The 25,572-nt window shown below is 64.7% G+C and carries 24 protein-coding genes; 19 read left to right on the top strand and 5 right to left on the bottom strand.

The window, feature by feature from the left end:
• Positions 1 to 20: 20 nt before the first annotated feature.
• The 6 genes from choX (at position 21) to DCN14_RS11780 (ending at position 8,061) form a co-directional block, all read left to right on the top strand.
• Positions 21 to 989, top strand: coding sequence for a choline ABC transporter substrate-binding protein (choX, locus tag DCN14_RS11805; protein ID WP_096501816.1), 969 nt, complete (start codon positions 21 to 23; stop codon positions 987 to 989).
• Positions 990 to 1,246: 257 nt separating this feature from the next.
• Positions 1,247 to 2,386, top strand: a complete 1,140-nt coding sequence (locus DCN14_RS11800) for a porin (protein ID WP_096501814.1) — start codon at positions 1,247 to 1,249, stop codon at positions 2,384 to 2,386.
• A gap of 237 nt (positions 2,387 to 2,623) precedes the next feature.
• A complete protein-coding gene (locus DCN14_RS11795; protein ID WP_096501812.1) occupies positions 2,624 to 3,874 on the top strand; it encodes an MFS transporter in 1,251 nt (416 codons plus the stop codon).
• A 575-nt stretch (positions 3,875 to 4,449) separates the two neighbouring features.
• On the top strand, positions 4,450 to 6,624 hold the full coding sequence (locus DCN14_RS11790) for a TonB-dependent siderophore receptor (RefSeq protein ID WP_096501810.1): 2,175 nt from the start codon (positions 4,450 to 4,452) through the stop codon (positions 6,622 to 6,624).
• Between the two features lie 46 nt (positions 6,625 to 6,670).
• A complete protein-coding gene (locus DCN14_RS11785; protein ID WP_096501808.1) occupies positions 6,671 to 7,354 on the top strand; it encodes a Fe2+-dependent dioxygenase in 684 nt (227 codons plus the stop codon).
• Entirely contained in the window at positions 7,351 to 8,061 is a 711-nt protein-coding gene (locus DCN14_RS11780; RefSeq protein ID WP_096501806.1) for a PepSY-associated TM helix domain-containing protein, read from the top strand. The genes DCN14_RS11785 and DCN14_RS11780 overlap by 4 nt, the downstream gene beginning before the upstream one ends.
• A gap of 10 nt (positions 8,062 to 8,071) precedes the next feature.
• On the opposite strand, the gene DCN14_RS11775 is transcribed toward DCN14_RS11780, so the two are convergent.
• The gene (locus DCN14_RS11775; RefSeq protein WP_096501804.1) at positions 8,072 to 8,440 is read right to left on the bottom strand and encodes a YbjQ family protein; all 369 of its coding nucleotides are present in this window, start codon (positions 8,438 to 8,440) and stop codon (positions 8,072 to 8,074) included.
• Positions 8,441 to 8,640: 200 nt separating this feature from the next.
• Positions 8,641 to 9,528, bottom strand: coding sequence for a LysR family transcriptional regulator (locus DCN14_RS11770; RefSeq protein WP_096501802.1), 888 nt, complete (start codon positions 9,526 to 9,528; stop codon positions 8,641 to 8,643).
• Positions 9,529 to 9,812: 284 nt separating this feature from the next.
• On the opposite strand from DCN14_RS11770, the gene DCN14_RS11765 reads away from it, so the two are divergent.
• From DCN14_RS11765 to DCN14_RS11740, 6 genes are all read left to right on the top strand, one after another.
• Positions 9,813 to 10,898, top strand: a complete 1,086-nt coding sequence (locus DCN14_RS11765) for an ABC transporter substrate-binding protein (protein WP_096501800.1) — start codon at positions 9,813 to 9,815, stop codon at positions 10,896 to 10,898.
• Between the two features lie 79 nt (positions 10,899 to 10,977).
• Positions 10,978 to 12,078, top strand: a complete 1,101-nt coding sequence (locus DCN14_RS11760; RefSeq protein WP_240327209.1) for an ABC transporter ATP-binding protein — start codon at positions 10,978 to 10,980, stop codon at positions 12,076 to 12,078.
• Positions 12,075 to 13,889 (top strand): ABC transporter permease subunit, encoded by a 1,815-nt coding sequence (locus tag DCN14_RS11755; protein ID WP_096501798.1) that lies wholly within the window; start codon positions 12,075 to 12,077, stop codon positions 13,887 to 13,889. The genes DCN14_RS11760 and DCN14_RS11755 overlap by 4 nt, the downstream gene beginning before the upstream one ends.
• Positions 13,890 to 14,152: 263 nt before the next feature.
• Positions 14,153 to 15,406: an FAD-dependent oxidoreductase gene (locus DCN14_RS11750; RefSeq protein WP_096501796.1), complete on the top strand. Its 1,254-nt coding sequence runs from the start codon at positions 14,153 to 14,155 to the stop codon at positions 15,404 to 15,406.
• Between the two features lie 93 nt (positions 15,407 to 15,499).
• Positions 15,500 to 15,844 carry a RidA family protein gene (locus DCN14_RS11745; protein ID WP_096501794.1) on the top strand — a complete coding sequence of 115 codons (345 nt, stop codon included), beginning with the start codon at positions 15,500 to 15,502 and terminating at the stop codon, positions 15,842 to 15,844.
• 290 nt (positions 15,845 to 16,134) lie between these two features.
• Positions 16,135 to 16,908: an ABC transporter substrate-binding protein gene (locus tag DCN14_RS11740; RefSeq protein WP_143331647.1), complete on the top strand. Its 774-nt coding sequence runs from the start codon at positions 16,135 to 16,137 to the stop codon at positions 16,906 to 16,908.
• Positions 16,909 to 16,989: 81 nt separating this feature from the next.
• On the opposite strand, the gene DCN14_RS11735 is transcribed toward DCN14_RS11740, so the two are convergent.
• On the bottom strand, positions 16,990 to 17,934 hold the full coding sequence (locus tag DCN14_RS11735; RefSeq protein ID WP_096501792.1) for a GlxA family transcriptional regulator: 945 nt from the start codon (positions 17,932 to 17,934) through the stop codon (positions 16,990 to 16,992).
• 136 nt (positions 17,935 to 18,070) lie between these two features.
• Positions 18,071 to 19,033 carry a helix-turn-helix domain-containing protein gene (locus tag DCN14_RS11730; RefSeq protein WP_096501790.1) on the bottom strand — a complete coding sequence of 321 codons (963 nt, stop codon included), beginning with the start codon at positions 19,031 to 19,033 and terminating at the stop codon, positions 18,071 to 18,073.
• Positions 19,034 to 19,274: 241 nt separating this feature from the next.
• Between DCN14_RS11730 and DCN14_RS11725 the strand changes: the two genes are divergently transcribed.
• The 6 genes from DCN14_RS11725 to DCN14_RS11700 are packed head-to-tail and all read left to right on the top strand — an operon-like array spanning position 19,275 to position 23,187.
• Positions 19,275 to 20,432, top strand: coding sequence for an amine dehydrogenase large subunit (locus tag DCN14_RS11725; RefSeq protein ID WP_096501788.1), 1,158 nt, complete (start codon positions 19,275 to 19,277; stop codon positions 20,430 to 20,432).
• A gap of 7 nt (positions 20,433 to 20,439) precedes the next feature.
• Positions 20,440 to 20,994: a MauE/DoxX family redox-associated membrane protein gene (locus DCN14_RS11720; protein ID WP_096501786.1), complete on the top strand. Its 555-nt coding sequence runs from the start codon at positions 20,440 to 20,442 to the stop codon at positions 20,992 to 20,994.
• Positions 20,991 to 21,626: a methylamine dehydrogenase accessory protein MauD gene (gene mauD / locus DCN14_RS11715; RefSeq protein WP_096501784.1), complete on the top strand. Its 636-nt coding sequence runs from the start codon at positions 20,991 to 20,993 to the stop codon at positions 21,624 to 21,626. The genes DCN14_RS11720 and mauD overlap by 4 nt, the downstream gene beginning before the upstream one ends.
• A 39-nt stretch (positions 21,627 to 21,665) precedes the next feature.
• The gene (locus tag DCN14_RS11710; protein ID WP_096501782.1) at positions 21,666 to 22,211 is read left to right on the top strand and encodes a methylamine dehydrogenase light chain; all 546 of its coding nucleotides are present in this window, start codon (positions 21,666 to 21,668) and stop codon (positions 22,209 to 22,211) included.
• Positions 22,208 to 22,708 carry a cytochrome c gene (locus DCN14_RS11705; protein ID WP_096501780.1) on the top strand — a complete coding sequence of 167 codons (501 nt, stop codon included), beginning with the start codon at positions 22,208 to 22,210 and terminating at the stop codon, positions 22,706 to 22,708. The genes DCN14_RS11710 and DCN14_RS11705 overlap by 4 nt, the downstream gene beginning before the upstream one ends.
• Before the next feature lie 11 nt (positions 22,709 to 22,719).
• The gene (locus DCN14_RS11700) at positions 22,720 to 23,187 is read left to right on the top strand and encodes a cytochrome c (protein ID WP_096501778.1); all 468 of its coding nucleotides are present in this window, start codon (positions 22,720 to 22,722) and stop codon (positions 23,185 to 23,187) included.
• Positions 23,188 to 23,304: 117 nt separating this feature from the next.
• Here DCN14_RS11700 and DCN14_RS11695 read toward each other — a convergent pair whose 3' ends face one another.
• Positions 23,305 to 23,688: an ATP-dependent protease gene (locus tag DCN14_RS11695; protein WP_096501776.1), complete on the bottom strand. Its 384-nt coding sequence runs from the start codon at positions 23,686 to 23,688 to the stop codon at positions 23,305 to 23,307.
• Between the two features lie 499 nt (positions 23,689 to 24,187).
• On the opposite strand from DCN14_RS11695, the gene DCN14_RS11690 reads away from it, so the two are divergent.
• Positions 24,188 to 25,315, top strand: a complete 1,128-nt coding sequence (locus DCN14_RS11690) for an aminotransferase class V-fold PLP-dependent enzyme (RefSeq protein WP_096501774.1) — start codon at positions 24,188 to 24,190, stop codon at positions 25,313 to 25,315.
• Positions 25,316 to 25,572 lie beyond the last annotated feature (257 nt).

Here is a 25,572-nt window from a genome sequence, read left to right as displayed (position 1 = left end):
AACGACGGAGGAAGCGAATCATGAAACGACAATGCAATGCAGCAATCCGGAGAATCGGCGCGGTATTCGCCGCGGCCGCGTGCGTGATGGCGACGCAGCCCGCGCACGCCGCCGACCCGCAGACATGCCGCGACGTGCGGATGGCGGCGCCCGGCTGGACCGATATCGACGCGACGAACGCGATGGCCGGCGTCGTGCTGAAGGCGCTCGGCTACCGGCAGGACGTCGCGAACCTGTCGGTGCCGATCACGTACCAGGGGTTGAAGAAAGGGCAGGTCGACGTCTTCCTCGGCAACTGGATGCCCGCGCAGGCGCCGCTCGTGAAGCCGTTCGTCGACGAGAAATCGATCGACGTGCTGCACGCGAACCTGAGCGGCGCGAAGTTCACGCTTGCGGTGCCCGACTACGTCGCGGCCGCCGGCGTGCGCACGTTCGCCGATCTCGCGCGCTACGCGGACCGCTTCGACGACAAGATCTACGGGATCGAGCCCGGCGCGCCCGCGAACCAGAACATCAAGCGGATGCTGTCCGACCATGCGCTCGGTTCGGCGAACTGGTCGCTGGTCGAATCGAGCGAGACGGGGATGCTCACGCAGGTCGAGCGCGCGGTACGCGACAAGCGCTGGATCGTGTTCCTCGCGTGGGAGCCGCACCTGATGAACACCAAGTTCCACCTGACCTACCTGTCGGGCGGCGACGCGTACTTCGGGCCGAACTACGGCGGCGCGACGGTCAACACCGTGACCCGCTCCGGCTTTGCCGGCCAGTGCGCGAACCTCGCGCGGCTGTTCCGGCAGATGACGTTCTCCGTCGACGTCGAGAACAGGATGATCGCCGACATGCTCGACAACAAGTCGTCGCCCGCGGTCGCGGCGCAGCATGCGCTGAAGGCCGCCCCCGCGCTCGTCGAGGGCTGGCTGGACGGCGTGACCACGGCGTCCGGCACACCGGCGCTGCCGGCCGTGCGCGCGGCGCTCGACGGCCACTGACCTGCCTCCGGGCGGCCGGCTTTTTGCCCGGCCGCCCGTCTCCGTGTTTTCCCGACCGGTCGCATCGAGACCATTTGGTGTCGCCTTCAGACGGGTGACCCGAAATATGGGTTTGTATTTTTCGCCAATGGCTGCGTTATTGCGAAAAAAGAAATGCCGAAGCCATCGGACGTACTGAATTCGAATCAGCCGGCGCATTGCAGCGCGCGCCAGGCCACGGTTCTTTCCATTGAACGGTTCAGGGAGGGTGGGCGAGAATGAAGCAAAAGAAAGTTGCCGTAGCCGCCGCGCTGGCATGCGCGGCCTGTATTCCCGCCATCGGCCACGCGCAGAGCAGCGTGACGCTGTACGGGATTCTCGATGCGGGCATCACGTACGCGAACAACACGGGCGGTTCGCACGTGGTCAAGTTCGACGACGGCATCGCGTACGGGAACCGCTTCGGCCTGAAGGGCACGGAAGATCTCGGCGGCGGACTGAAGGCGGTCTTCGCGCTCGAGAGCGGTTTCCGCCTCGGCAACGGGCAGCTCGGCTTCGGCGGTTCGGAGTTCGGCCGCCAGGCTTATGTCGGTCTGCAGAACAACTGGGGCACGCTGTCGTTCGGCAACCAGCTCGACATCACCAACGAGCTCGTGTCGATCTACAACATCTCGGCATGGGGCAGCGGCTATGCGATCCACCAGGGCGACTTCGACCGCTTCAACGGCGACCGCCTGCCGAACTCGGTGAAATTCCTGTCGAACGACCTGAGCGGCTTCAAGTTCGGCGCGATGTACTCGTTCGGCAACGTCGCCGGCAACTTCCACCGCAACAGCGCATGGAGCGCGGGCGCGAGCTTCACGCACGGCGACTTCTCGGTCGGCGCCGCGTACACGCGCCTGAACAACCCGAACGGCATCTACGGCTTCGACCCGTACGCGATGATCGGCACGCATACGTTCCTCGGCCAGCAGACCGTCACCGTCGACCCGGCGACCGGCGCGCGCACCGACCTGTTCGCGGATACGGCGATGAACGTCGACAGCCAGGGCACCTTCGGCATCGGCACGAGCTACACGATCGGCAAGCTGTCGCTCGACGCGAACTTCTCGTACACGACGATCAAGGGCTTCGGCCAGTCGTCGCACATGCAGGTGTATGAAGGCGGCGGCCTGTACCAGTTCACGCCGGCGCTGAGCTTCATCGCGGGCTACCAGCACACGCGCTTCGAAGGCCACCACTGGAACCAGGGCACGGCCGGCCTGCACTACCTGCTGTCGAAGCGCACCGACGTGTACATCTCCGGCGATTACCTGCGCGCGTCGCAGGGCGTCGATGCGGTCATCGGCTACAGCTTCACGCCGTCGACGACGCAGACGCAGGCCGACGTGCGGATCGGCATGCGGCATTCGTTCTGAGCGGGGTGCGGTAGATTTTTCGACGTCTTCAGCGAGGTCTCTCTTTGGCGCGAACCGCGGTTCGCGCCTTTTTTTTCGTGCAACCCGGCGCGATGACGTGCGGCGCCGCGTGACGCGGGCTGTCGTCGTCCGCATCGGGCGCGTGCCCGACGGGGTTCCGGCGGTTGGCGATATCATCGCGGTTTGGCCGCGTCGCGTATCGCCGATCGCCGGCCTTCCTTCGATGACGCCTCCCCGATGACCGCCCCGTTACCCGAATCCAGTTCGCCGTCTCCGTTACCCGCCAACCTGTTCCGCCACGCACCGTTCCAGCGTTTCTGGGGCACGCGCGTGATGTCGTCGCTGGCGTTCCAGATCCTGTCGGTTGCGATCGGCTGGTACGTGTATGCACTCACGCACAGTGCGTTCGCGCTCGGCCTCGTCGGCCTCGCGCAGTTCGTGCCGATGTTCGCGCTGACGCTCGTCGTCGGACAGGTGGCCGACCGTTACGACCGGCGGCGTATCGCGACGATCTGCCAGGGCGTCGAGGCGCTGGCCGCCGGCGTGTTCCTGCTCGGCGCGGCACAAGGGTGGCTGGCGGCACCGGGTGTCTATGCGCTCGCGGCGATCGTCGGCACCGCGCGTGCGTTCGAATCGCCGTCGGTGTCGTCGCTGCTGCCGGCCGTCGTGCCGCGGAGCGACCTGCCGCGCGCGACCGCGTTGTCGACGTCCGCGAACCAGGCCGCGCAGATTCTCGGGCCCGCGTTCGGCGGGCTGCTGTACGGCCTCGGTGCGCCGGTTGCCTTCGGCACGAGCGTCGTCGCGTTCGCGATCGCGGCGATGCTGAGCGGCACGATTCCACTGCGTAGCGCACCGCCCGTGCGCGAGCCCGTCACGCTGCGCTCGGTGTTCTCGGGCATTGCATTCATCCGGCGCGAACCGGCGATTCTCGGCGCGCTGTCGCTCGACCTGTTCGCGGTGCTGTTCGGCGGCGCGACCGCGCTGCTGCCGATCTACGCGCGCGACATCCTGCAGGTGGGGCCGTGGGGGCTCGGCGCGTTGCGCGCGGCGCCCGCGGTCGGCGCGCTCGCGGGCACGCTGTGGCTCACGCGCTTTCCGTTGACGGGTCGGCCCGGCCGCGCGATGTTCGGCGGCGTGATCGCCTTCGGCATCGCGACGATTGTGTTCGGGCTGTCGCGGCACTTCGCGCTGTCGCTCGTCGCGCTGGCGGCGCTCGGCGCATCGGACGTGGTCAGCGTCGTCGTGCGCCTGTCGCTCGTGCAGCTGAGAACGCCGGACGACATGCTCGGGCGGGTGAGCGCGGTCAACTCGCTGTTCATCGGCACGTCGAACCAGCTCGGCGAATTCGAATCGGGCGTGACGGCCGCGTGGTGGGGCGCGCCGGCCGCGATCGTCGTCGGCGGTGCGGCGACGATCGCCGTCGCGCTCACGTGGATGCGGCTGTTTCCGACGTTGAGGAACATGACGTCGCTGGAACGCGATCGCTGAGCCGGCCCGACAGGCCGATGCATTCATATGAAGCCGGCCTCGTGCATTACAATAAATTTCAAATTGCTTTCTTGTTTCAATCAAATACCAAACGGTATTCGGCCTGATAATCATCTGATTATTTGAATTCGGCCGCGCTCGTTTCGGCCGGATCGGCGGATGGATGCTGAAAACCGCGGGCGCGGCGCCGGGTTTCCGACGCGCGAAATCGAAAAGATGCTGATCCATCAAACCCTTGGCGTACAAAGGGCTGGCGGGTCATTCGTCGAATGAAAGCGCCGCCATAAATTACAAAAACCATTCTGATAATTACATTTATATTTCTGTAATTTTTAGAAACACGGCGCTTTTGTATGAGGAAGCGGTTATCAATTGAAACAAAAAGAAATACATGGAATGATATCGATTCTCATTTCAATGGCTGCCGCGGCAACTGCCGCCGGCCACTCGTCAACCGTAGCCAGCTAGTGTCGTTGTCGGCCTGATCGTCGGCGGCCAGCAAGCCAACGCATCCGTCTCGTGCGCGCGCATCGCCGCGTGTTCACGCGGGGCGGATTTACTCCGACTGGACTTCCATGCCGAACAGGACCCCGTTCGCGAGCGCGCTCGCGCTGGCCTTTGCTTTGCCTATCGCTTCGCCCGCATTCGCCCAGAGCACGGGCGCCGAATCGTCGCCGGCCGCCGCGGCGCCCGCCGCCGATACGCTGCCGACGATCAGCGTGTCGGGGCAGGCCGTGCAGCAGGACTTCCAGCCCGAACGTTCGACCGTCGGCGCGAAAACCCCGACCGCGCTGCGCGACATTCCGCAGTCGGTCACGGTGATCAACAAGGCGCTGATGGAGTCGCAGGGACTCACGTCGTTCCAGGATGCGCTGCGCAATGCGCCGGGCATCACGATCGGCGGCGCGGAAGGCGGACAGATCGGCAACAACATCAACCTGCGCGGCTTCACGGCGCAGAACGACATCTATCTCGACGGCTTCCGCGATCGCAACCAGTACTATCGCGACACGTTCGACCTCGACGCGGTCGAGGTGCTGTACGGCCCGTCGTCGATGCTGTTCGGGCGCGGGTCGACGGGCGGCGTGATCAACCAGGTGTCGAAGAAGGCGAACCTGAAACCGTCGGCCGAGGTGTCGACGACGATCGGCACCGACGATCACTACCGTACGAGCGTGGACCTGAACCGGCCGCTCGGCGCGACGTCCGCGTTCCGGATCAACGCGTTCGGCCAGTCGCTCGGCTCGACGCGCGATGTGATGAAGAACAAGGACTACGGGATCGCGCCGGAACTGCGCTTCGGCATCGGCACGCCGACCGAGGTCACGTTGTCCGCGCTGATCCAGCATAACTACGACATGCCGGACTACGGCGTGCTCGCGGTCAACGGTCATCCTGCGCCGGTGTCGAAGAACACGTTCTACGGCTTCACCGACGACCGCACGATCCAGGACGTGCAGACGGTGTCCGCGCGGATCGATCATCGCGTCAACGATGCGCTGACGATCAGCAACCGCACGTCGTTCTCGCACTCGATGACCGATGCGCGCGAGACGGCGCCGAACGCGGTGCTCACGGGGCCGCTGTCGTCGAGCACGGCACTGACGAACGGCAACTACACGTCTCTGCCGATGTCCGCGCTGTACGTGAGGCTCGCGAGCCACGATCGCGTGATCGAAAACCATTCGGTCGACAACGACACGATGGCGCGCTTCAAGTTCGACACGGGCTTCGTGAAGCACGACCTGATCGCGGGCGTCGAGGTCGGGCACGACAGCTACACGAACCAGGCGTATTCGCGCAGCGGCCTGCCGATCCTGTCGCTGATCGATCCGGCGTACCAGTCGTCGACGGCAGCCAGCGCGACGCAGACGCCGGCCAACCATGCCGAGTCGGGCGCGACGACGCTCGCCGCGTACATGAACGACACGGTGTCGATCGGCCGCGACTGGAAAATCGTCGGCGGCCTGCGCTGGGATCGCTTCCAGGCGCATCTCGCGAACACGGTGAGCGCGCCGGGCTACGCGTCGCAGACGAACTATTTCACGAGCGTGCGGGCCGGCGTGATCTACCAGCCGACCGAATCGCAGTCGTACTACTTCTCGTACGGCACGTCGTTCAACCCGTCGCTCGAGTCGCTGACGGTCACGAACAATACGCAGAACCTGGCGCCGGAACACACCAAGTCGTATGAGCTGGGCGGCAAGTGGGATCTGCTGAACGACAACCTGTCGGTCACGTCGGCGCTGTTCCAGGAGGAGAAGAGCAACGCGCGAACGCAGACGTCGACGGGCGAATACCTGCTCGAAGGCGACATTCGCGTGCGCGGCTTCCAGGCGAGCGTGACGGGCCACATCACGCCGAAGTGGCAGGTGTTCGGCAGCTACACGTACATGAACGGCGTGATCCTGAGCGCGCTCGACGGCACGCAGGGCAAGACGCTCGCGAATACGCCGCGCAACACGTTCACGCTGTGGACCACGTATGCGTTCACGCCGCACTGGGAAATCGGCGGCGGCCCGACCTACATGTCGGGACGTTACGCGGCGAACACCGACTACGTGCAGGTGGGCGGCTACACGCGCTGGGATGCGACGGCCGCGTATCACGCGAAGCAGTGGGACCTGCGCCTGAACCTGCTGAACCTCACCAACAAGTTCTATTACGATTCGCTGATCCAGTCGGACGGCGGCCGCGCGGTGCCGGGCGTCGGGCGCACGTTCCTCGCGACGCTCGACTACCGGTTCTGAACGCGCGCATACTGCGGCGGCGCCATTCGACGAAAAAGGTGGAACGATGCTTGTACACATCCCGAACGTGTTGACGCCCGAGCAGGTGCGCACGGTGCGCGACCGGCTCGATCGCGCGGGCGACGCGTGGGTCGACGGGCGCGCGACGGCCGGTTATACGGGCGCGCCGGTCAAGCGCAACCAGCAGATTGCCGAGCATTCGCCGGTCGCGCGCGAGCTGGGCGACGTGGTCCTCGCCGCGGTCGAGCGCAATCCGCTGTTCATCAGCGTCGCGCTGCCGAACCAGGTCTATCCGCCGCTGTTCAACCGCTACGAAGGCGGGATGACGTTCGGCAGCCACGTCGACGGCGCGGTGCGCGTCCTGCCGAATGGCGTGAAGCTGCGCACGGACGTGTCCGTCACGCTGTTCCTGTCCGCGCCGGACGAATACGACGGCGGCGAACTCGTGATCGAGGATGCGTATGGCGTGCAGCAGGTCAAGCTGCCGGCCGGCGACATGATCGTCTATCCGGCGACGAGCCTGCATCAGGTCACGCCGGTCACGCGCGGCGCGCGCGTCGCGAGCTTCTTCTGGGTGCAGAGCCTCGTGCGCAGCGATGCGCAGCGCGCGCTGCTGTTCGACATGGACACGGCGATCCAGCGGCTCAACGCCGGCGGCGCCGATGCGCAGGCATGTCGCAGCCTGGTCGGCTGTTACCACAACCTTCTGAGAATCTGGAGCGAGACGTGAGCGTTGTCGATCCTGTCGAACTCGATGCGGCGCCCGCGTCGCGCATCGCGCCGGCCGTGCGTCCGGCCGGCTCCGGCGGCACGCGCTCGCGCCGCGGCACCTTCATCAAGTGGCTGCGCAAGGTGCATGGCTGGATTGGCCTGTGGGGGGCCGCGCTCGGTCTGCTGTTCGGCACGACGGGCTTCCTGCTGAACCATCGTGCGCCGCCGCTGCGGATCCAGACCGGCGCGCCGCATGTCGGGACGTTGCGGCTCGAGGTACCCGATCCGGAACCCGCATCGCCGCGCGAGCTCGCGCAATGGTTGCGTACGCAGCCGGATCTGCACCTGCCGGAACGCATGGGCCGCGTGCAGAAGGAGCCCGAGCATCCGGTCGCATGGGGCGATCGCGAGACCGTGCAGCCGGAGCACTGGCAGCTCGTGTTCGCATCGCCGCACGAGAACGTCGCGGTCGACTACTGGGTCGGCAGCGATACGATGACGCTCAAGCGCAGCGAAAACGGCACGCTCGCCTGGCTGACGAACCTGCACAAGGGCGTCGGGATGAGCATCGGCTGGGTGCTGCTCGTCGATACGCTCGCGGGCGCGCTGATCCTGCTGTCGCTGACCGGTGTGCTGCTGTGGACGGAGCTGAACAAGCGCAAGACGGTCGGCGCGGTGCTTGTGGTCGGCTCGATCGTCGCGATCGTGTGTGCGGCCAGCGCGTAGCGGCTGATGGTCAGGCGCCGGTGTCGCGCGCGACCTGCACGGCCGTGCCGTAGCAGATGACTTCGGTCACGCCCGTCCCGATCTCGGTCGAGTCGTAGCGCATCGCGACGATCGCGTTCGCGCCGAGCTTGCGCGCATCGGCGAGCATCTTGTCGAAGGCCTGCTGGCGCGCCTTCTCGCACAGCGACGTATACAGCGTGATGTTCCCGCCGAACAGCGTTTGCAGCGCCGCGCCGAACGAGCCGACGATCGAGCGCGAACGCACGATGATGCCCTGCGCGACGCCGAGCGAGCGGACGGTCGTGTGGCCGGGAAGATCGAACGCGGTCGTGACGCGTTCGGGCGAGAGGTCGTCGACGGAGCGGGAGAAGTCGGTCATGGCGGAGTTTGGCGGTTTCAGTGGTGGCGAGCCGGGATTCTAGCGGCATGCGAGCGGGAACCTCGCCGGGCGGGCCCGCGCGGCGAGCGCGGCGCGTACCGTTCCCGCTGCGCGTACCGGCCTTGCGACGCGAATTCCCGGTTGCGGAACGCGCGGCGGTGACGACTTCGACAGCACCGGCCGGAGCGATGGCGCCGCGTTCATGAGGCGTCGTGGGTCAGCCTTTCCTTGAGCATCGAGACAAATTCGGTGACCAGGCGCGATCTGGGGCGATACGCGGGGTACATGAGTGCAATGTTGAACGGAATCGGCGGCTCGAACGGGCGCGCAACGATGCCGCGACCGGCATGTGCCCTCGCTGTGATGGGGTCGACGAGCGAAACGCCGACGCCCTCGGCCACCAATACGCAAGCCGGCGAAAACAGGCCGGCTTCGACCCGGATGGTCAGTTTCGCGCCGGCCGCATCGAATGCGTTGCTGATACGGGCGAACGTCATATGGTCCTGGTTGAGCGAGATGAACGGAACGCCGTCCAGATCCACAGGGGTGACGACCTTCTTCTTCGCCAGCGGATGTGCCTTCGGAAGCACGCACACACACTGCATCTCCAGCGGTTCCCATTCGATCATCGGATCGTCGGCGGGCAACTCGGCAATGCCGACGTCCACGTATTGCGAGGCCACCCACTCGCGGACTTTCGTCGACGACTGAATCTGCAGCGACGACGATATCTTCGGCCGGTCGGCAAGAAACGACGAAAGCACGCGCGGCAGAAAATCGAGCGCGAGACTCGGGAGGCATGCGACGCGCAGATTGCCCGCCTTGTTTTCACGAAGATCGCGAGCCATTTCCGAGATTCGATTGAAGCTGGAGATCGTTTTTTCCGCTTCATCGGCAAGGCGAAGGGCTTCCGGGGTGGGGGTCAAGCGCCCCTTGGTCCGCTCGAAAAGCGCGAAGCCGAGCTCACGTTCGAAATTGGAAATCACGCTGCTGACGGCGGGCTGCGTGATATTCAGGATTTCGGCCGCCTGCGTGGTGGTCCCCGTCGTGATGACCGTCCGCAGCACTTTCAGTTGGCGTATCTGCACGCTGTCTCCTTCATCGAGCCTGGTTGGTTACGGCATGCACGCGTGTTGCCGGGCGGTGGCTCGCGACACACGCACGCCGGGGAAATATCGGACGCGCCCGGTGCGTTCTCCATGCGGGGCGATCATAGCGTATAAGGCCGACTTATACGCCAACAAAAATAATTGATTTGTGCTTCTAGTTTTGACATCGAATACTTCGTTTGCCAGGCCAGCCACCCAAGATGGTTCGGCATTGACGCTACCGGCATTCGGGAGAGCGGGGTATGGGAATGGAGACAATTTCGATGTGCGAACAAAAGGCGTCAAACAGGATCGACAGGCAGCGCCGTCATGTCATGAAGGGTGCGCTCGCGCTTTCCGGCGCGGCCGTACTCGGGGCGCCGGCGATCGTGCTGGGCCAGAACCGGAAAATCGTGACGCGCGATCCTGGCGGACCTTTTACCCAGGCATTCAGCGAGGCGTTCTACAAGCCGTTCAAGCAGGCTACCGGCATTACCGTTGTCGGACTGCCTGCCGAGGCCGAGCCGAGCGGCATGATCAAGGCGATGGTGGACGCGAAGAATTATCAGTGGGACATGGCGCACATCAGCAAGTCGACTCACCTCGCGCTTGCCGAGCAGGGCTACCTGGCGCCGATCGCCGGAAAAAACGGACTCGGTGCGAATGCAAGGAAGATTCCGCAGGAGATGCGGACCGATTTCATCCTTGGCGTCGACATCTTTGCGACGGTGATTGCCTATCGCACCGATACCGTCAAACGTCCGCCGAGCGGATGGAAGGATTTCTTCGACATCAAGGGCTATCCTGGTCTGAGAGGACTGCGTAAGAATCCGTTCGACACGCTCGAGGAAGCGTTGATGGCGGACGGTGTGGCGCCGGGCCAGCTGTATCCGCTGGATGTAGACCGCGCGTTCCGGAAGCTGAATCGGATCAAGCGCGATGTCGGTGTCTGGTGGGATAACGGCGCCCAGTCCGCACAGATGCTGAAGACCGGCGAGGTCGACATGCTGCCGATCTGGAACGGCAGGGCGCAGGTGGTCATCGACGGCGGCGCACCGGTCAAGCTGGTCTGGAACCAGGCAATCTGGACCTACGAAGGGTTCTCGATCCTGAAGGGCGGGCCGAACGTGGACATGTGCCGGGAGTTCATCGAGTTTTGCGCGCAGCCTCGGCAACAGGCGATCTTTACCGATTACGTCTGCTATGGCCCGACCTCGCCGGAAGCGTTCCAGTACGTGAAGCCGAATCGAGCGCCGATGCTGCCGAATCATGGCGGCAGGCTCGCGCACATGTTGCAGGCCAATTCGGAGTATTGGGGGAAAAACAAGGATGCGGCGACCGACCGCTTCAACGCGTGGCTGCTGGCCTGATGCCCGTCAAACGCACGTCGGAAGATCTTTCGATGAATGATGCGGACGCATCGAAATACGCCGCACACTGGGGAAACACGTGAATCAGGTTTACAAGCTCAAGGCAAGCAAGGTCCGGAAGTCGTACGGCCAGGTAACGGCCCTCGAGGAAACGAGCCTCGAAATGAAGGAGGGCGAATTCCTGACGCTGCTCGGGCCGTCCGGATCGGGGAAGACGACCCTGCTCATGGCCATCGCGGGCCTCAACCCTCCCGATAGCGGAGAGATCTGGATCGACGGCAAGCTGGCCACGTACTTGCCGCCCTTTCAGCGGGATCTGGGCATGGTGTTTCAGAGCTATGCGCTGTTTCCGCATATGACGATCTTCGACAACGTCGCCTTCCCGCTCCGGATGAGAAAGGTTGCGGAAAACGCGATTCGGCAGCGAGTGGAGCAGGTATTGGAAACCGTGCAGTTGCCGCACGTGGCCGGACGTCTTCCGCGCGAGCTGTCGGGAGGGCAGCAGCAGCGCATCGCATTGGCGCGATGTTTCGTCTACGGCCCGTCGATCATTCTGATGGACGAGCCGTTGGGTGCGCTGGACAAGAAGATGCGGGATGCGCTGCAGCTGGAGATCAAGCACCTGCACGAGAACATGGGAACCACCGTGCTTTATGTGACGCACGACCAGGAAGAAGCGATGGTCATGTCCGATCGAATCTGCCTGATGAACAACGCGCGGATCGAACAGATCGGCACGCCCGACGAGATCTATTTCCGGCCGCGAACCGTTTTCGCCGCAAACTTTCTCGGCGAGTCCAATCTGCTCGATGCGGTCGTCGCGGAATCCGGCGGGAACGGTTCGGGCCTGTTCCTGGCAGGAGGAGACGAAATCAGGGTGGCGACGCGTATCGATGCACGACGGGGAACGCGCATGACGGCGATCGTGCGGCCGGAATGCATGAGAGTGATGGCCGACGGCGAGCACGAGGACAACGTCCTGAGCGGCATCGTGGCCGACAGCGTGTTGACGGGCAGCGTGACGAAGCTCTATATCGAGCTGGATAACGGCACGGCGGTGAAAGCGACGCAGCTGACGACCGAACGGAAGCAGGCTTTCGATAGAGGGCAGCCGGTGCGCGTGGGCTGGCGGCGCGATCAGACGGTTGCCATTCCGGCCGATGACGCGGAGGGCGTATGAGTTCGTTGCTCGATTCGGGCAAGTCGGTGCGGAAGAACGGCGGGGTCCCGGTGCCGCTTCGCATCCGCTTTCCATTCCTGAACGCATGGCCGATCGTTCCCGCGCTCGTATTGCTGGGCGTATTCTTCGCGATGCCGATAGGCGCGTTGCTGGGCGTGAGTTTCATGGACGCGCAGGGGCGCCTGTCTCTCGAAAATTATGCGCGGCTCTGGCAGGGGGACGTCTATTTCCGCGTGCTCTGGATCACGCTGAAAACGGCAGGCTGGGTCACGCTGTTCACGGTGCTGTTTGCCTATCCGGTCGCGTTTCTGCTGGCAACGGTCAGGAATTCCACGAGGAACTCGCTGATCGTCTGGATATTGATGCCGTTGTGGACGAGCTTTCTGGTTCGTACCTTTGCCTGGATGGTATTGCTCGGGCGTCATGGCGTCATCAATCAATTCCTGCTTGCGATCGGTGTCGTCGACATGCCGGTCAAGATGATCTACAACTTCACCGGCGTGTTGATCGGCATGATGCATGCCGTCCTGCCGTTGTGCATCATGACGATGCTGCCGACCATGGAAAGCATCGACCCCAACCTGACGAGAGCAGCCGGGACGTTGGGCGCAAGACCCGGCCAGTCGTTCTGGCGGATCTATTTCCCGCTCTCGATGCCGGGCGTGGCGTCCGGCGGGCTGATCACGTTCATCACCGCGATCGGATTCTTTGTCATGCCTGCGCTGCTGGGTGGGCCCAACGACACGATGATCGCGCAACTGATCATCTTCCAGATCAACCAGATGCTGAATTGGGGATTTGCCGGCGCGATCAGTCTGCTGTTCATTCTGTCCGCGCTGGTCATTTTCTTCATCTACGAAAAGATGTTCGGACTGTCCACGCTGTCGGGCGGGGCGCGGCATGCGGACGGCGTGTTGGCGCGCGCGGGCAACCGGCTCGGCGGTTGCTTCGTCGCGGGGATGGCGTTTCTGGCCGAAAAGATCGATCTGCTCGGCGAAAAGGTGAGGCCGGTGAAACCGGATGCGCCGATGCGCAATGGCAGCCGCCGTGTCCTGTGGGCCGTCGTGCTGATCATGATCGTCTTTCTGTGCGGGCCGGCGCTGTTCGTGATTCCGGTGTCCTTTACCCGCGACAACTTCATCAACTGGCCGCCGTCCGGATTTTCGCTGCAGTGGTACGAGGCGGTCCTGGGGTCGCGCCAATGGCTCGCGGCGGCGGGAAGATCGGGGCTGATTGCACTGCTGGCGGCCGGATGCAGCATGACGCTGGGCGTGCCCGTCGCGTTCTTCATCATGCGCCAGCGCTTCAAGGGGAAAGCCGTCGCGCTGGCGTTCGTGCTGTCGCCGATGATCGTGCCGCACGTCATTATCGCAATAGCGTTGTTTTATATTTTCTCGAGAATGAATCTGGTCGGAACGATCACGGGGATGGTGATCGGGCATTCGATCATCAATATCCCTTATGTCGTGATCACCGTGATGTCGCTGCTGAAATACTACGACGTCCGGCTGGACCAGGCGGCTTCGTTGCTGGGCGCGACAAAGCTCAAGACGTTTCGACATGTGACGCTGCCGATCCTGCGGTCCGGCCTGATTGCCGCGGCGATGTTCGCTTTCGTGATGTCGTTCGACGAACTGACGGTTGCACTCTTCGTCACCGGCGGGCAATTCGAGACATTGCCGAAGCTGATGTGGGACGACGCGTTGCTGAACGTGAATCCGTCGCTGACGGCGGCTGCTTCGCTGCTGCTGGGGTTCATGACGATCGTCATCCTGGTTTCCAATCAATTGGAGCGGCGCGGGCGGCGCTGATTGCACGGCATTGCCGGATGGCCGCCTTCGAGCGCAGTTTCAGCAGGGCATTCAATAAGAAAGGATTCCTATGTTATATGCGTGAACCGTCTGCTTCGAATCAACCCCGGGCTTTCGCATGCAGGCGTCGAAAAACGAGACTGTTGGGCCGTACGGCGGCCGGCGGCGCGCGTTCTTGAACCTGATCGGGAATCTGGGCGACGCGGACAGGCCGCGCGTGGGCGCCAGCCCGGGAATCGTGCTTGTGGAAGACTAAAGGATCAATGAAGAACTCCAGTTCAAATTCGGTTGCCGTCGTCGGTGCCGGAATCGTCGGGCTCTGTGTTGCCTATTCCCTTCAAAAGGCCGGCTTGAGGGTGATTTTGATCGATCGCTCGCTCCCCGGCACCGGATGTTCCTTTGGGAACTCGGGCGCGTTGTCCGAGAATTCGGTCACGCCGATCGGCATGCCGGGCATTGCGTGGAAGGCGCCGAGGATGCTCATGGATCCGCGCAGTCCGCTGAAGATCAGGCCCGGCTATGCGCTGCAGGCCGCGCCGTGGCTGCGGTCTTTCGTGCGATCCGCGAACGAGCGGCGCGTGATCGAGATCGCGGATTCGCTGGCGGGCCTGCTGCATGGATCGTCGCACGCGCACCACGCGATACTGGCGGATATCGGTGCAATCGATCTGCTCAGCGACGGCGGGCAACTGCACGCGTATCCGGACGAAGAGAGCCTGGCCAAGGATGCGTTGTCGTGGCGGTTGCGCGAGGAGCGCGGATTGACCGGCAAGCGGATCGACCGCCAGGAAATGCGGGAACTCGAGCCGGCCCTGAGCGATAGATACCGGGCGGGGATGTTCCTGCCGACCCAGAAATGGGTGAAGGATCCGTACCAGTACTGCCGGTGCCTGTTCGCCACGCTGAGCGAACGAGGCGGCCAGTTCGTTCATGGCACCGTCACGGGCCTCGACCGAAGCGGAGAGGGATGGACGGTACGCGTCGACGGCCACACCGACGTCGGTTGCGCGAACGTGATCGTGGCGACCGGCGTGAACGCGCGGAGCCTGCTCGAACCATGGGGGACCCGTTTGCCGTTGATCAGCCAGCGCGGCTACCACGTGCATCTGCTCAGTCCGAATGTCAAGGTCAACCGGATTATTGCGCTGGCCGACCGGAAGGCGTTCGTGACGCCGATGGGAGACGGGCTTCGCATCGGCGGAACCGTGGAAATCGACGATCCCGACGTGTCGCCGACCGATCGGCGCGCGACGTTCCTGGCCGAAGATGCGGCGTCGGCCGTGACGGGCGTGAATGTCCGCCATGCAACGCGGTGGATGGGGAATCGGCCTTGCAGCCCCGATTCGATGCCCTTCATCGGCACGTCCGATCGCCATCCCGGGCTCTGGTATGCGGCCGGGCATGGTCATCTCGGGCTGACGGGGTCCGCAAACACCGGCGCGTTGATCGCCGAATCGCTGCTATCCGGACGGATCGATCCGCGACTCGTTCCGTTTTCGGCCGACCGGCCGATCTGATCCGGCTTCATCGATCCTGTCCGGACGGAGCGTTTCCGCGGGCGGCCGTTCGGGATCGAACCACCTCGGCAATATCCATACAGGAGGACACGCATGATTGTTCGTCACGAAGTCACCAAACGTCTCAGCAAGGTTGTCGTGGCCAATGGCTTCGCCTTTCTCTCCGGCGTGACGGCAAGAGACCGTAGCGGCGGGGTCGGCGCACAGACCAGGGACATTCTCGAACAGATCGACGGTTATCTGGAGATGGCCGGCACCGACAAGGCGAGCATCGTGGTCGCCAACATCTGGCTGACGGAAATCGACGGCTTTGCAGCCATGAACGATGCGTGGGAGGCGTGGGTCGACAGGGAAAATCCGCCGGCGCGCGCCACGGTCGAATCCCGGTTGGCCGCCGCCGACATTCTCGTCGAGATTCAGGTTCAGGCCGTCGTTTGAGCGGAGCAAGCCGATCCGATCCGATCGCTTTATCGGGGAGGCCAATCGATTCACCCGTCCGAAATGGTGAAATGGCGGCGAGAGCGGGTTGGCGTGCGGAAGAAGAAGTTTTCAGGAAACGATAAACACGTGTGGAGGTACCGAAGATGATTGGGGAAAGCGGATTGTCGAAGATCACATCGAGCGTCGCAGGGGCGCGGACGTACAGCGCCGAGCGGCGTGTCGCGGCAGCACCGGCGTGGACCGGCCGGCGGGCGCGCGTCGGCCCGTTCGCCTTTTGCGGCCATGTCGTGAAGCATCTCGTGCTCGGCGCCGTGCTGGCGGGCGTCGCGTTGGGCGCACAGGCCAAGGATTGGTCGACGATCCGGTTCGGCGTCGACGCGAGTTACCCGCCGTTCGAATCGAAGGACGTCAGCGGCAAGGTCGTCGGTTTCGACGTCGATCTCGGCAACGAGATTTGCCGCCGCCTGAGCGCGAAGTGCGTGTGGATCGAAAGCGATTTCGACTCGATGATTCCGGCGTTGAAGGCGCGCAAATTCGACGGCGTGCTGTCGTCGATGTCGATGACACAGCAGCGCGCCGAACAGATCGCGTTCTCCGCGAAACTGTTCAGGACACCGACGCGCCTGGTCGCGAAGAAGGGTTCCGGGCTGTTGCCGACGGGGGAATCGCTGCGGGGCAAGTCGGTTGGCGTCGAGCAGGGCACGATCCAGGAAGCCTATGCGAAGACCCACTGGGCGTCGAAGGGCGTGCGGATCGTGTCGTACCAGAACCAGGACGCCGTGTACCAGGACCTGATCTCCGGCCGGCTCGACGCCGCGCTGCAGGACGCGGTACACGCCGACCTGGGCTTTCTGGCGTTGCCGCGTGGCGCGAACTTCCAGTTCGTTGGCGGCGAGATCGACGATCCGAAGATCTTCGGCCGGGGCACGGGCATCGGGATGCGCAAGGAAGATGCGGACTTGAAGGCGAAGATCGACCAGGCGATTGCGGACATGCTGAAGGACGGCACGTACAAGACGCTCGAGAAGAAGTACTTCGGGTTCGACGTGTACGGCGGTTGAAGCAGGGGCGGCGCACGCGATGCATGTCGTGCGCGCCGCAGTGCCGCGAAATGCGCGACGCTCGCGGCTCGCCTGCCACGCTCAATGCGTCGCGCGCCGGTCGCTGCGCGGGCTCACGCCGAACCGCGCACGATAGGTGCGCGAGAAATGCGACGGCGACTCGAAACCGCACGCGACGCACACCGACGTGATGCTCATGTCGGTCTGCTGCAGCAGCTCGCGCGCGCGGTCCAGACGCAGGTTCAGGTAGAAGCGCGTCGGCGTGTCGTTCAGCGTCGCGCTGAACAGCCGTTCGAGCTGGCGCCGCGTGATCGATACGTCCTGCGCGAGCGCATCGGAGCCGAGCGGATTCTCCATGTGCCGCTGCATCGTGCCGATCACCTGGATCAGCTTGCGGTTGTGCACGCCGTAGCGCGCGGCGATCTCGAGCCGCTGGCTGTCCGAACGCTGCCGGATGCGGCTCACGACGAACTGCTCGGAGATCGCGGCCGCGAGATCGGCGCCGTGCCGCCGGCCGATCAGGTCGAGCATCATGTCGATCGACGCGGTGCCGCCCGCGCACGTGATGCGCCGGTCGTCGATTTCGAACAGCTCCTGCGTCGCGTTCAGCCCCGGGTAACGTTCGCGGAACGCGGCGAGCGCTTCCCAGTGCAGCGTGAGCGTTTGCGACGCGTCGAACAGCCCGGCTTCCGCGAGCACGAAGCTGCCGGTGTCGATTCCGCCGAGCGTCGCGCCGTGCCGGTTCTGGCGGCGCAGCCAGTCGGCGAGCGCGCGGTCGTAGCACACCAGCGGATCGAAGCCGGCGACGACGAACACCGTCTCGACTTGCGCGACGTCCGCGCACGCGGCTTCGGCCGCGACCGGGATCCCGTTGCTCGCGGCCACGGGCGCGCCGTCCGCGCTGATCACATGCCAGCGGTACAGCTCGGCGCGAAAGCGGTTCGCGACGCGCAACGGCTCGACCGCGGACATGAAGCCGAGCGCGGAGAAGCCGGGCAGCAACAGGAAGTGGAAATCCTCTGGCATCGGGGCGTGGGGTGAAATCGGGTGGTCGTCGCGCCTTGCGCGCCGCGGCGCCGCGACCGGGCAGGCACGCGCACGCCGCGCCCGGCTCGCGCGAGCCGAACGTTCAACACGGCATTATCGCGGGTTTTGCCGACGCTCAGCGCGTTTTCGAGCCGCGCACCGACCGGCGCGCGGTCGTCGAAGGCAGTTCGCCGAACTGCGCCTTGTACGCGTTCGCGAAATGCCCGAGGTGGATGAAGCCCCAGCGCGCGGCTGCTTCGCTGATCGGCAGATCGGCTTGCCGCGTGTCGAGCAGCACGCGGCGCACCTGCGCGAGACGCAGCGAGCGCGTGTAGTTCAACGGGCTCGTCTGTGCGACCGACTGAAAGCTGTTCTGCATCGTGCGCCGGCTCACGCGCAGTTGCGTGCATAGGCTGAGGATGTCGACGGGGGCTTCCGGGTGCTCGATCACGTAGTCGTGCACGCGGCGCACGATGTCGGCGTGGCATGCATGCGTGAGGCGGTTCGACGGCTCGGGCATTCGGTATGTGAGGAGATCGACGAGCACGTTGGCGACTTCGCCGCGCAGCTCGCACTGCGCCCGCGCCGCATCGAACGTAGCGGGGTTCGCCAGCACGCGTTCGAGCAGCGTCGCGAGCTGCACGCTCGCGCGTTCGCGCGCGGCGACCGGCACGTCGACGACGCCGCGCCGCAGCGTGCGTTCGTCCACCCGGACATCGGCCGCATCCTCGATCTGCTGCATCAGCCCGGGATCGACGACCACGCCGATCAGCGACATGTCGTCGGGAGAATGGAGTTCGAACGGCGAGCCGCCGCGCGCCATCACGAGCGTGCCGCGCTCGATGCGCGCATCGCCGAACGCGAAGGTGCCCGAGCCGGTGAGCGGCATCCCGAACACCGTATGGCCGGGCGGCAATTGTCCGCGCTGGATGATGCGCACGTTCGCCGCTTCCTGGAACAGCTGCACGCCGTCGAGTTCCACGTGCTTGACCGCGCTGCGATACGAGCCGGAGCCGATCTGGTCGTAACGCTGATCCCAGCCGCGCAACGCCTCGGCATGCCGGTCTGCGTCGTCGAACATCTGGTGAAACACGAGCACGGCGCCTCCGGCGATCGTTCGGACGGCGCAAGAATAAACCGACCGAGCGGTCGGCGCAATACGGGCGAGCGCTATTCGGCATGGGGTTTTTCAGGGGTCGGAAGGGGAGCGTCCCACGTTGCTTTCAAGCGGTTTTCCAATATCCCGAATCGGCACGCACGCGTTGCCGGTCCTGGTGTCGAGCGGATTTATTGTCGAACTACAGTCGCCCCACATAACGTGATTCCCAACTGGAGGCGACATGAGAACAAGGCGACGAACCGCGGCATGCGCGGCGACGCTGGCGTTCGCGGCGGCGTGGGCCGGCAGCGCATACGCGACGGAAAAGCCCGAGGAACTGGTCGTACAGAAGATGCCGCCGTGGCATCCGCACGAGGTCTACGTCGTCGATATCGCGATGCCGACGATGACCGACGGGCGCATCTACGTGTACGACGCCGACGCGAGGAAGCTGCTCGGCCAGATCGACGGCGGCTTCGCGCCCGGCCTCGCGATCTCGCCGGACCACAAGACCAGTTTCATCGCGACGACCTATTTCTCGCGCGGCTCGCACGGCACGCGCACCGACGTCGTCGAGATGACGGACAACACGACGCTCGATCACACGGGCGAGATCGTGATTCCGGCGAAGCACGGGCAGCACGTGCCGTCGCCGTACAACACCGCGTTCAGCGCGGACGGCAAGCGGCTGTACGTCGCGAACATCACGCCGGCCGCGTCGGTGACGGTGATCGATGCAGTGTCGAAGAAGGTGTTGTCGGAAATCGATACCGCGGCGTGCGTGCTCGCGTATCCGTCGGGCAACGACCGCTTCACCGCGCTGTGTGAAAGCGGCAAGGCGCTGACCGTCACGCTCGACGCGAACGGCAAGGAAGTGAAGCGCACGATGTCGGATGCGTTCATCGACGTCGACCGGGATCCGGCCTTCGTGAACGCGTCGCGCTACGACGGCGGCTATCTGTTCGCGACGTACCACGGCAACGTGCGCAGCGCCGATTTCAGCGGCGACCAGCCGGTATTCGGCAAGTCGTGGTCGCTCGTGACCGATGCCGAGCGCGCGGAAGGCTGGCGGCCGGGCGGCATGCAGCAGACCGCCGTGCAGGCGAAGCAGCACCGCTACTACGTGCTGATGCACAAGGGCGGCGACGGTTCGCACAAGGACCCCGGCACGCAGGTGTGGGTGTACGACCTGAAGACGAAACAGCGCGTCGCGCGCTGGGATCTCGCGCAGCAGAAGGTCGATCCGCTCGTGTCGATCCAGGTCAGCGACGACGACAAGCCGCTGTTTTACGGGCTGACCGGCACGTCCGATCTCGTCGTGATGGACGCGCGCACCGGCAAGCTGCAGCACGTCGAGAAGCAGATCGGCAGTACGCCGTCGCTGCTCGTGAACCCGTGAGGCCGCGATGACGCTCGATCCCGTACTCGCCACCAGCGCGCAGGCCGGCGCGGCCGTCGTCGTGCTGCTCGGCGCCTTCGCGAAGATGCGCCGGCCCGCCGCGTTCCGGCAGGCGCTCGCCGGCTATCGCCTGCTGCCCGATGCGCTCACCGCGCCGGCTGCGTTCGCCATTCCGCTCGCGGAAGCCCTCTGCGCGGCTGCGCTGCTGTTTCCCGATACGCGCACGGCCGGTGCGCTCGGCCTGATCGCGTTGCTGCTCGTGTTCGCGGCCGGCATGACGATCAACATCCTGCGCGGCCATACCGACATCGACTGCGGCTGTTCCGGTTTCGCCGCGACGCGCGCGGATGCGCCGCGCGGCATCGGCTGGCCGCATGTCGCGCGCGTGCTGCTGCTCGTCGCGCTGGCCGCGACCGCGCTCGTCGAACCGGGCGGCCGCGCGGTCGTGTGGTTCGACTACCTGACGCTGTTCTCTTCCGTATTGCTGATCGTCTGCGCGCTGCTCACCGTCGACGTGCTGCTCGCCAACGTACCGCGCCTTTCCCACCTGAGGAATTCATGATGCAAACCGCTCTCACCGTTTCCACCGCCTTGCTGTGGGTTGCCGTTCTCGCGCTCGGCGCGATCTGTCTCGCGCTCGTCCGGCAGATCGGCATCCTGTACGAACGCATCATGCCGGCCGGCGCGCTGATGATCGACAAGGGGCCGGCAGTCGGCGCGATCGCGCCGATGTTCGAGCTGACCGACATTCGCGGCGCGCAGGTGAAGGTCGGCGGCATCGATGCGGCGGGCAAGGCCACGCTGCTGTTCTTCCTGTCGCCGACGTGCCCGGTCTGCAAGAAGCTGCTGCCGCTGTTGCCGTCGCTGCAGGCGAGCGAATCGACGCCGGTGAACATCGTGCTCGCGAGCGACGGCGATCTCGACGAACACACGCGCTTCGCACAGAAACACAACCTCGCGCGCTTCCCGTACGTGCTGTCGCAGGAGCTTGGTCTTGCGTACCAGATCGGCAAGCTGCCGTATGCGGTGCTGCTCGACGATGCCGGCACCGTGCGCGCGAAGGGCCTCGTCAACACCCGCGAGCATCTCGAGAGCCTGTTCGAAGCGAAGGAGCGTGGCGTCGCGTCGCTGCAGCAGTTCGTGCACGGCGATCACGACCACGGCGGCCACGAAAAGCACGCGCAGCACGCGTGATCGGCCGACTCTCTTTCAACGTCAACGGAGAACAACGACATGGGCCTGTTTGATTCATGGTTCGAACGGTCGGCGCGCGGCGTCGCGCAGCACAGTTCGCGGCGCAGCGCGATGGCGAAGCTCGGCAAGGTGCTGGTGGGGTCGGCGATGCTGCCGCTCCTGCCCGTCGATCGCACCGCGTATGCGGCCGATGCGGCGTCTGCCGCATCGGCGGCTTCCGGCGCCGCCACATCGGGTGCGAGCGACGATCCGATGAGTTGCGATTACTGGAAATACTGCGCGATCGACGGTTGGCTGTGCAGTTGCTGCGGCGGCACGTCGAGCAGTTGCCCGCCGGGCACCACACCGTCGCCGATCACGTGGATCGGCACCTGCCGCAATCCGCATGACGGTTCGGACTACATCGTGTCGTACAACGACTGCTGCGGCAAGACGTCGTGCGGCAAGTGCTTCTGCAATCGCAACGAGCGCGAGAAGCCGCTGTACAAGCTGTCGCTGAACAACGACATCAACTGGTGCATGGCGAACGGCAATTCGAATTACCACTGTTCGGTTTCGGTCCTGCTGGGGGCGGCAAAACAATGAAAGTGAAGCAAGCTGGAAAGATCGTCGTGGCATGCGTGACGGCCGCGGCCGGTTTTGCGTTGCCGGGTTTCGCCGGCGCGCAGCAGACTGTCCATTACCCGGCGGGCAAGAGCATGTTCGACGCGCAGTGCGCGGTGTGTCACCAGGCGGGCGGCAAGGGGCAGGACGGCCTTGCGCCGCCGCTGACCGAGTATCCGGGCAAGTACGCGACGGCCGACGCAGGGCGTGCGCAACTGACGGCGACGCTGTTGCACGGGATGTTCGGCGAGATCAAGGTGCACGACAAGAGCTACAACTTCAAGATGCCGTCGTTTGCGAGCGCGAGCGACGACGATATCGCGAACGTGCTCAACTACGTCGTGTTCGATCTCAACGAACAGCACGGCGGCGCGAAGCCGTTCACCGCCGCAGACATTCGCGCGGCGCGGGCGAAGGAGATGGACGGAACGGCCGTGCACGCGCAACGTGCGATCGTGACGAAGGGGCTGGGGCTGTGACTGCGTCGCGCATGCGGCGCCTTCTGTCGTCGTGGCTGGTGGCGGTCGCGGGTGTCGCAGGTGCGATGGCGGTACCCGCGCATGCCGACGGCGTGACCGACGCCACGCTCGCGCGACAGCACTGGGTGCTCAACTGCATGGGGTGCCACACGGCGACGGGCGGCGGCATCCCGGGCAAGGTGCCGCCGCTCGCGAATTCGCTCGGCTATTTCACGCATCTGCCGGCGGGGCGCGAGTACGTGATGCGCGTGCCCGGCGCGTCGAACTCGGCGCTGTCCGACCAGGATCTCGCCGACGTGCTCAACTGGGTGCTCACGACGATGAACCGCGATGCGCTGCCGCGCGATTTCAAGCCTTATACGGCGGCCGAAGTTGCCGCGCATCGACGGCCGGCGTTTTCGGACGTTGCGACCGTGCGTGCCGGGCTGGTCCGCGCGCTGCACGAGCGCGGGATAGACGGGGTGTCCGACCGGTATTGAGGCGGGCCTTGAACGGCGGCACGGTCTCCCCGCGCCGTCACGCGCGGCTGCGGCGGCAGGAACACGACCGCCGGCATCGCGGCCAGCCCGGCTCGAGGCCCCGATGGCAAGCCATGATCAGAGATCTCCGCGCACTTCGCCGGTTCCCAGCGCGCTCCGCTGCCGGTTGACTTCCGCCCAAAGCGCATCGCTGTCGTCATTGCGCAGCACGACCATCCAGTCCAGTTGATCGTCGGTCACGCCGAAGTATTCCAGGATTTCCCGGCGAACCGCATCGACGAACTGCGCGTATTCCGGGGTAGCCTGGGCCTGTGCGTGCAAGGCGTCGTAGGCTGCATCGTCCTCGCCGCCGCCGTGCTCGTCGATATAGCGCGAGATCCACTGGTCTCGTTCGTGGTCGTAATCGGCCTCGGCGCGCATCGCTTGCACCGCCGTGTAGAAATCCAATTGGGCAAACGCGGCGATCGCCGCCGTCGTCGCCTCGTCGAATGTAGTCGTCATTCCATCTCTCATGTCGGTCATGGCGCATCATCGCATGGGCCGCACCCGGGCAACAGGACACGCATTTTGCTGCACTGCAAGCACGGCGATGAAAGCAACCGGGCACGGCAGATCGCGGAACACGTTTCGGGCGTATCGCCGCCCGCGTCACGTCGGCACTTGAGCGTCCATGCGGGCGCCGGTCGTGAATGGCGCGGCTCACCGAAACCGTTTGCCTGCGAGCCGATCCGTCATATCGACGGAGAAGCGCGCCGCCAGGTCGCCGCGCGGTTGCTTCACGGTCGGTGCGCCGCCGTCGCTCCACACACGCGATCGCCCCAAAGCACCCCAAAGCGCCCCTTCACGCACCGCACAAAACCCCCAGCCCCCCGCCTTCCGTCGCTTTCGTTAGAATCGGTCGTCGTCCAAGCAAAAACGCAGCTTTGCATGGGCGCAGCGGTATCCACCCATGCATACCGCGCGCTCTCATCACATGGTTCATCCTTTACCGGAGGCGAACGTGCCAGGATTACTTCCCGATGTCGACCGCGACGGGCTCCTCGAATATTCGGTGGTGTACACCGACCGGTCGATCAATCATATGTCGCAGCGCTTTCAAGGCGTCATGCGCGACATTTCCGCCGCGCTGAAAAAGGTTTACAACGCGAAGGCGGTCGCCATCGTCCCGGGCAGCGGGACGTTCGGCATGGAAGCCGTCGCGCGCCAGTTCGCGACGAACAAGAAGTGTGTGGTCATCCGCAACGGCTGGTTCAGCTTCCGCTGGTCGCAGATTTTCGACATGGGCAGCATTCCGTCCGAATCGATCGTGCTGAAGGCGCGTCCGGTCGAATCGGGAAGGCAGGCCGCGTTTGCGCCTGCCCCGATCGACGAAGTCGTTGCTGCGATCCGCGAGCACAAGCCGGATCTCGTTTTTGCGCCGCACGTCGAAACCGCATCCGGGATGATGCTGCCCGACGGCTATATGCGCGCGGTGGCCGATGCCGTGCATGCGGTCGGCGGCATGTTCGTGCTGGATTGCATCGCGTCGGGCACGATCTGGGTCGATATGGAGGCAAGCGGTGTCGATGTGCTGATCAGTGCGCCGCAAAAGGGCTGGAGCGCATCGCCTGGCTGCGCGCTGGTGATGCTCAGCCTGCTCGCCCGCGAGCGAATCGATGCGACGACCAGCACCAGCTTCGCCTGCGATCTGCGCAAGTGGCTGCAGATCATGGAAGCGTACGAGAACGGCGGCTTCGCGTATCACGCGACGATGCCCACGGATAGCCTCGCGACGCTGCGCGACGTCATCAAGGAAACGGAAGCGTATGGCTTCGACAAGGTGAGGGCGGAGCAGCTCGAACTCGGCACGCGCATCCGCGCGCTGCTGGCCGAAAAGGGGTTCAGGAGCGTGGCGGCAAAGGGCTTCGAGGCGCCGGGCGTCGTGGTCAGCTACACGGACGACGACGACATTCGCTCCGGCAAGAAATTCGCCGACGTCGGCATGCAGATCGCGGCCGGCGTGCCGCTGCAATGCGACGAGCCGGCGGATTTCAAGACCTTCCGGATCGGCTTGTTCGGTCTCGACAAACTGCATGATGTCGATGCCGCGGTTGCGCGGTTCGCGAGCGCGCTGGAGCGCGTTCTGTAGCGCATTTCTCTGCGAACGAGCGCATGGCGGCGCATGAAGCGGCGAGATCGGGTTGGTCGAAGCCGCTTCATGCGCCGCCTGCATCGTGTGACTCGGCGGCTTCCCGAAAAGCGGCCCACGCCTCGAAGGTCGGGCTGCAACCCCGGAAGTGCCGAACGATCTTCGATGATGTAAGCGGGTTGCGCAAACCGTCCGGAGCGAGACCGGATGAGCGCCCACGGGCCGCGCCGCGAGAACACGGCCCCTTTCTGCCGTAC

The organism is Burkholderia sp. IDO3 (assembly GCF_003366075.1).
GTDB lineage: Bacteria > Pseudomonadota > Gammaproteobacteria > Burkholderiales > Burkholderiaceae > Burkholderia > Burkholderia anthina.
The sequence above is the reverse complement of the archived record's forward strand: the minus strand, read 5'-3'. Positions and strand labels throughout refer to the sequence as shown.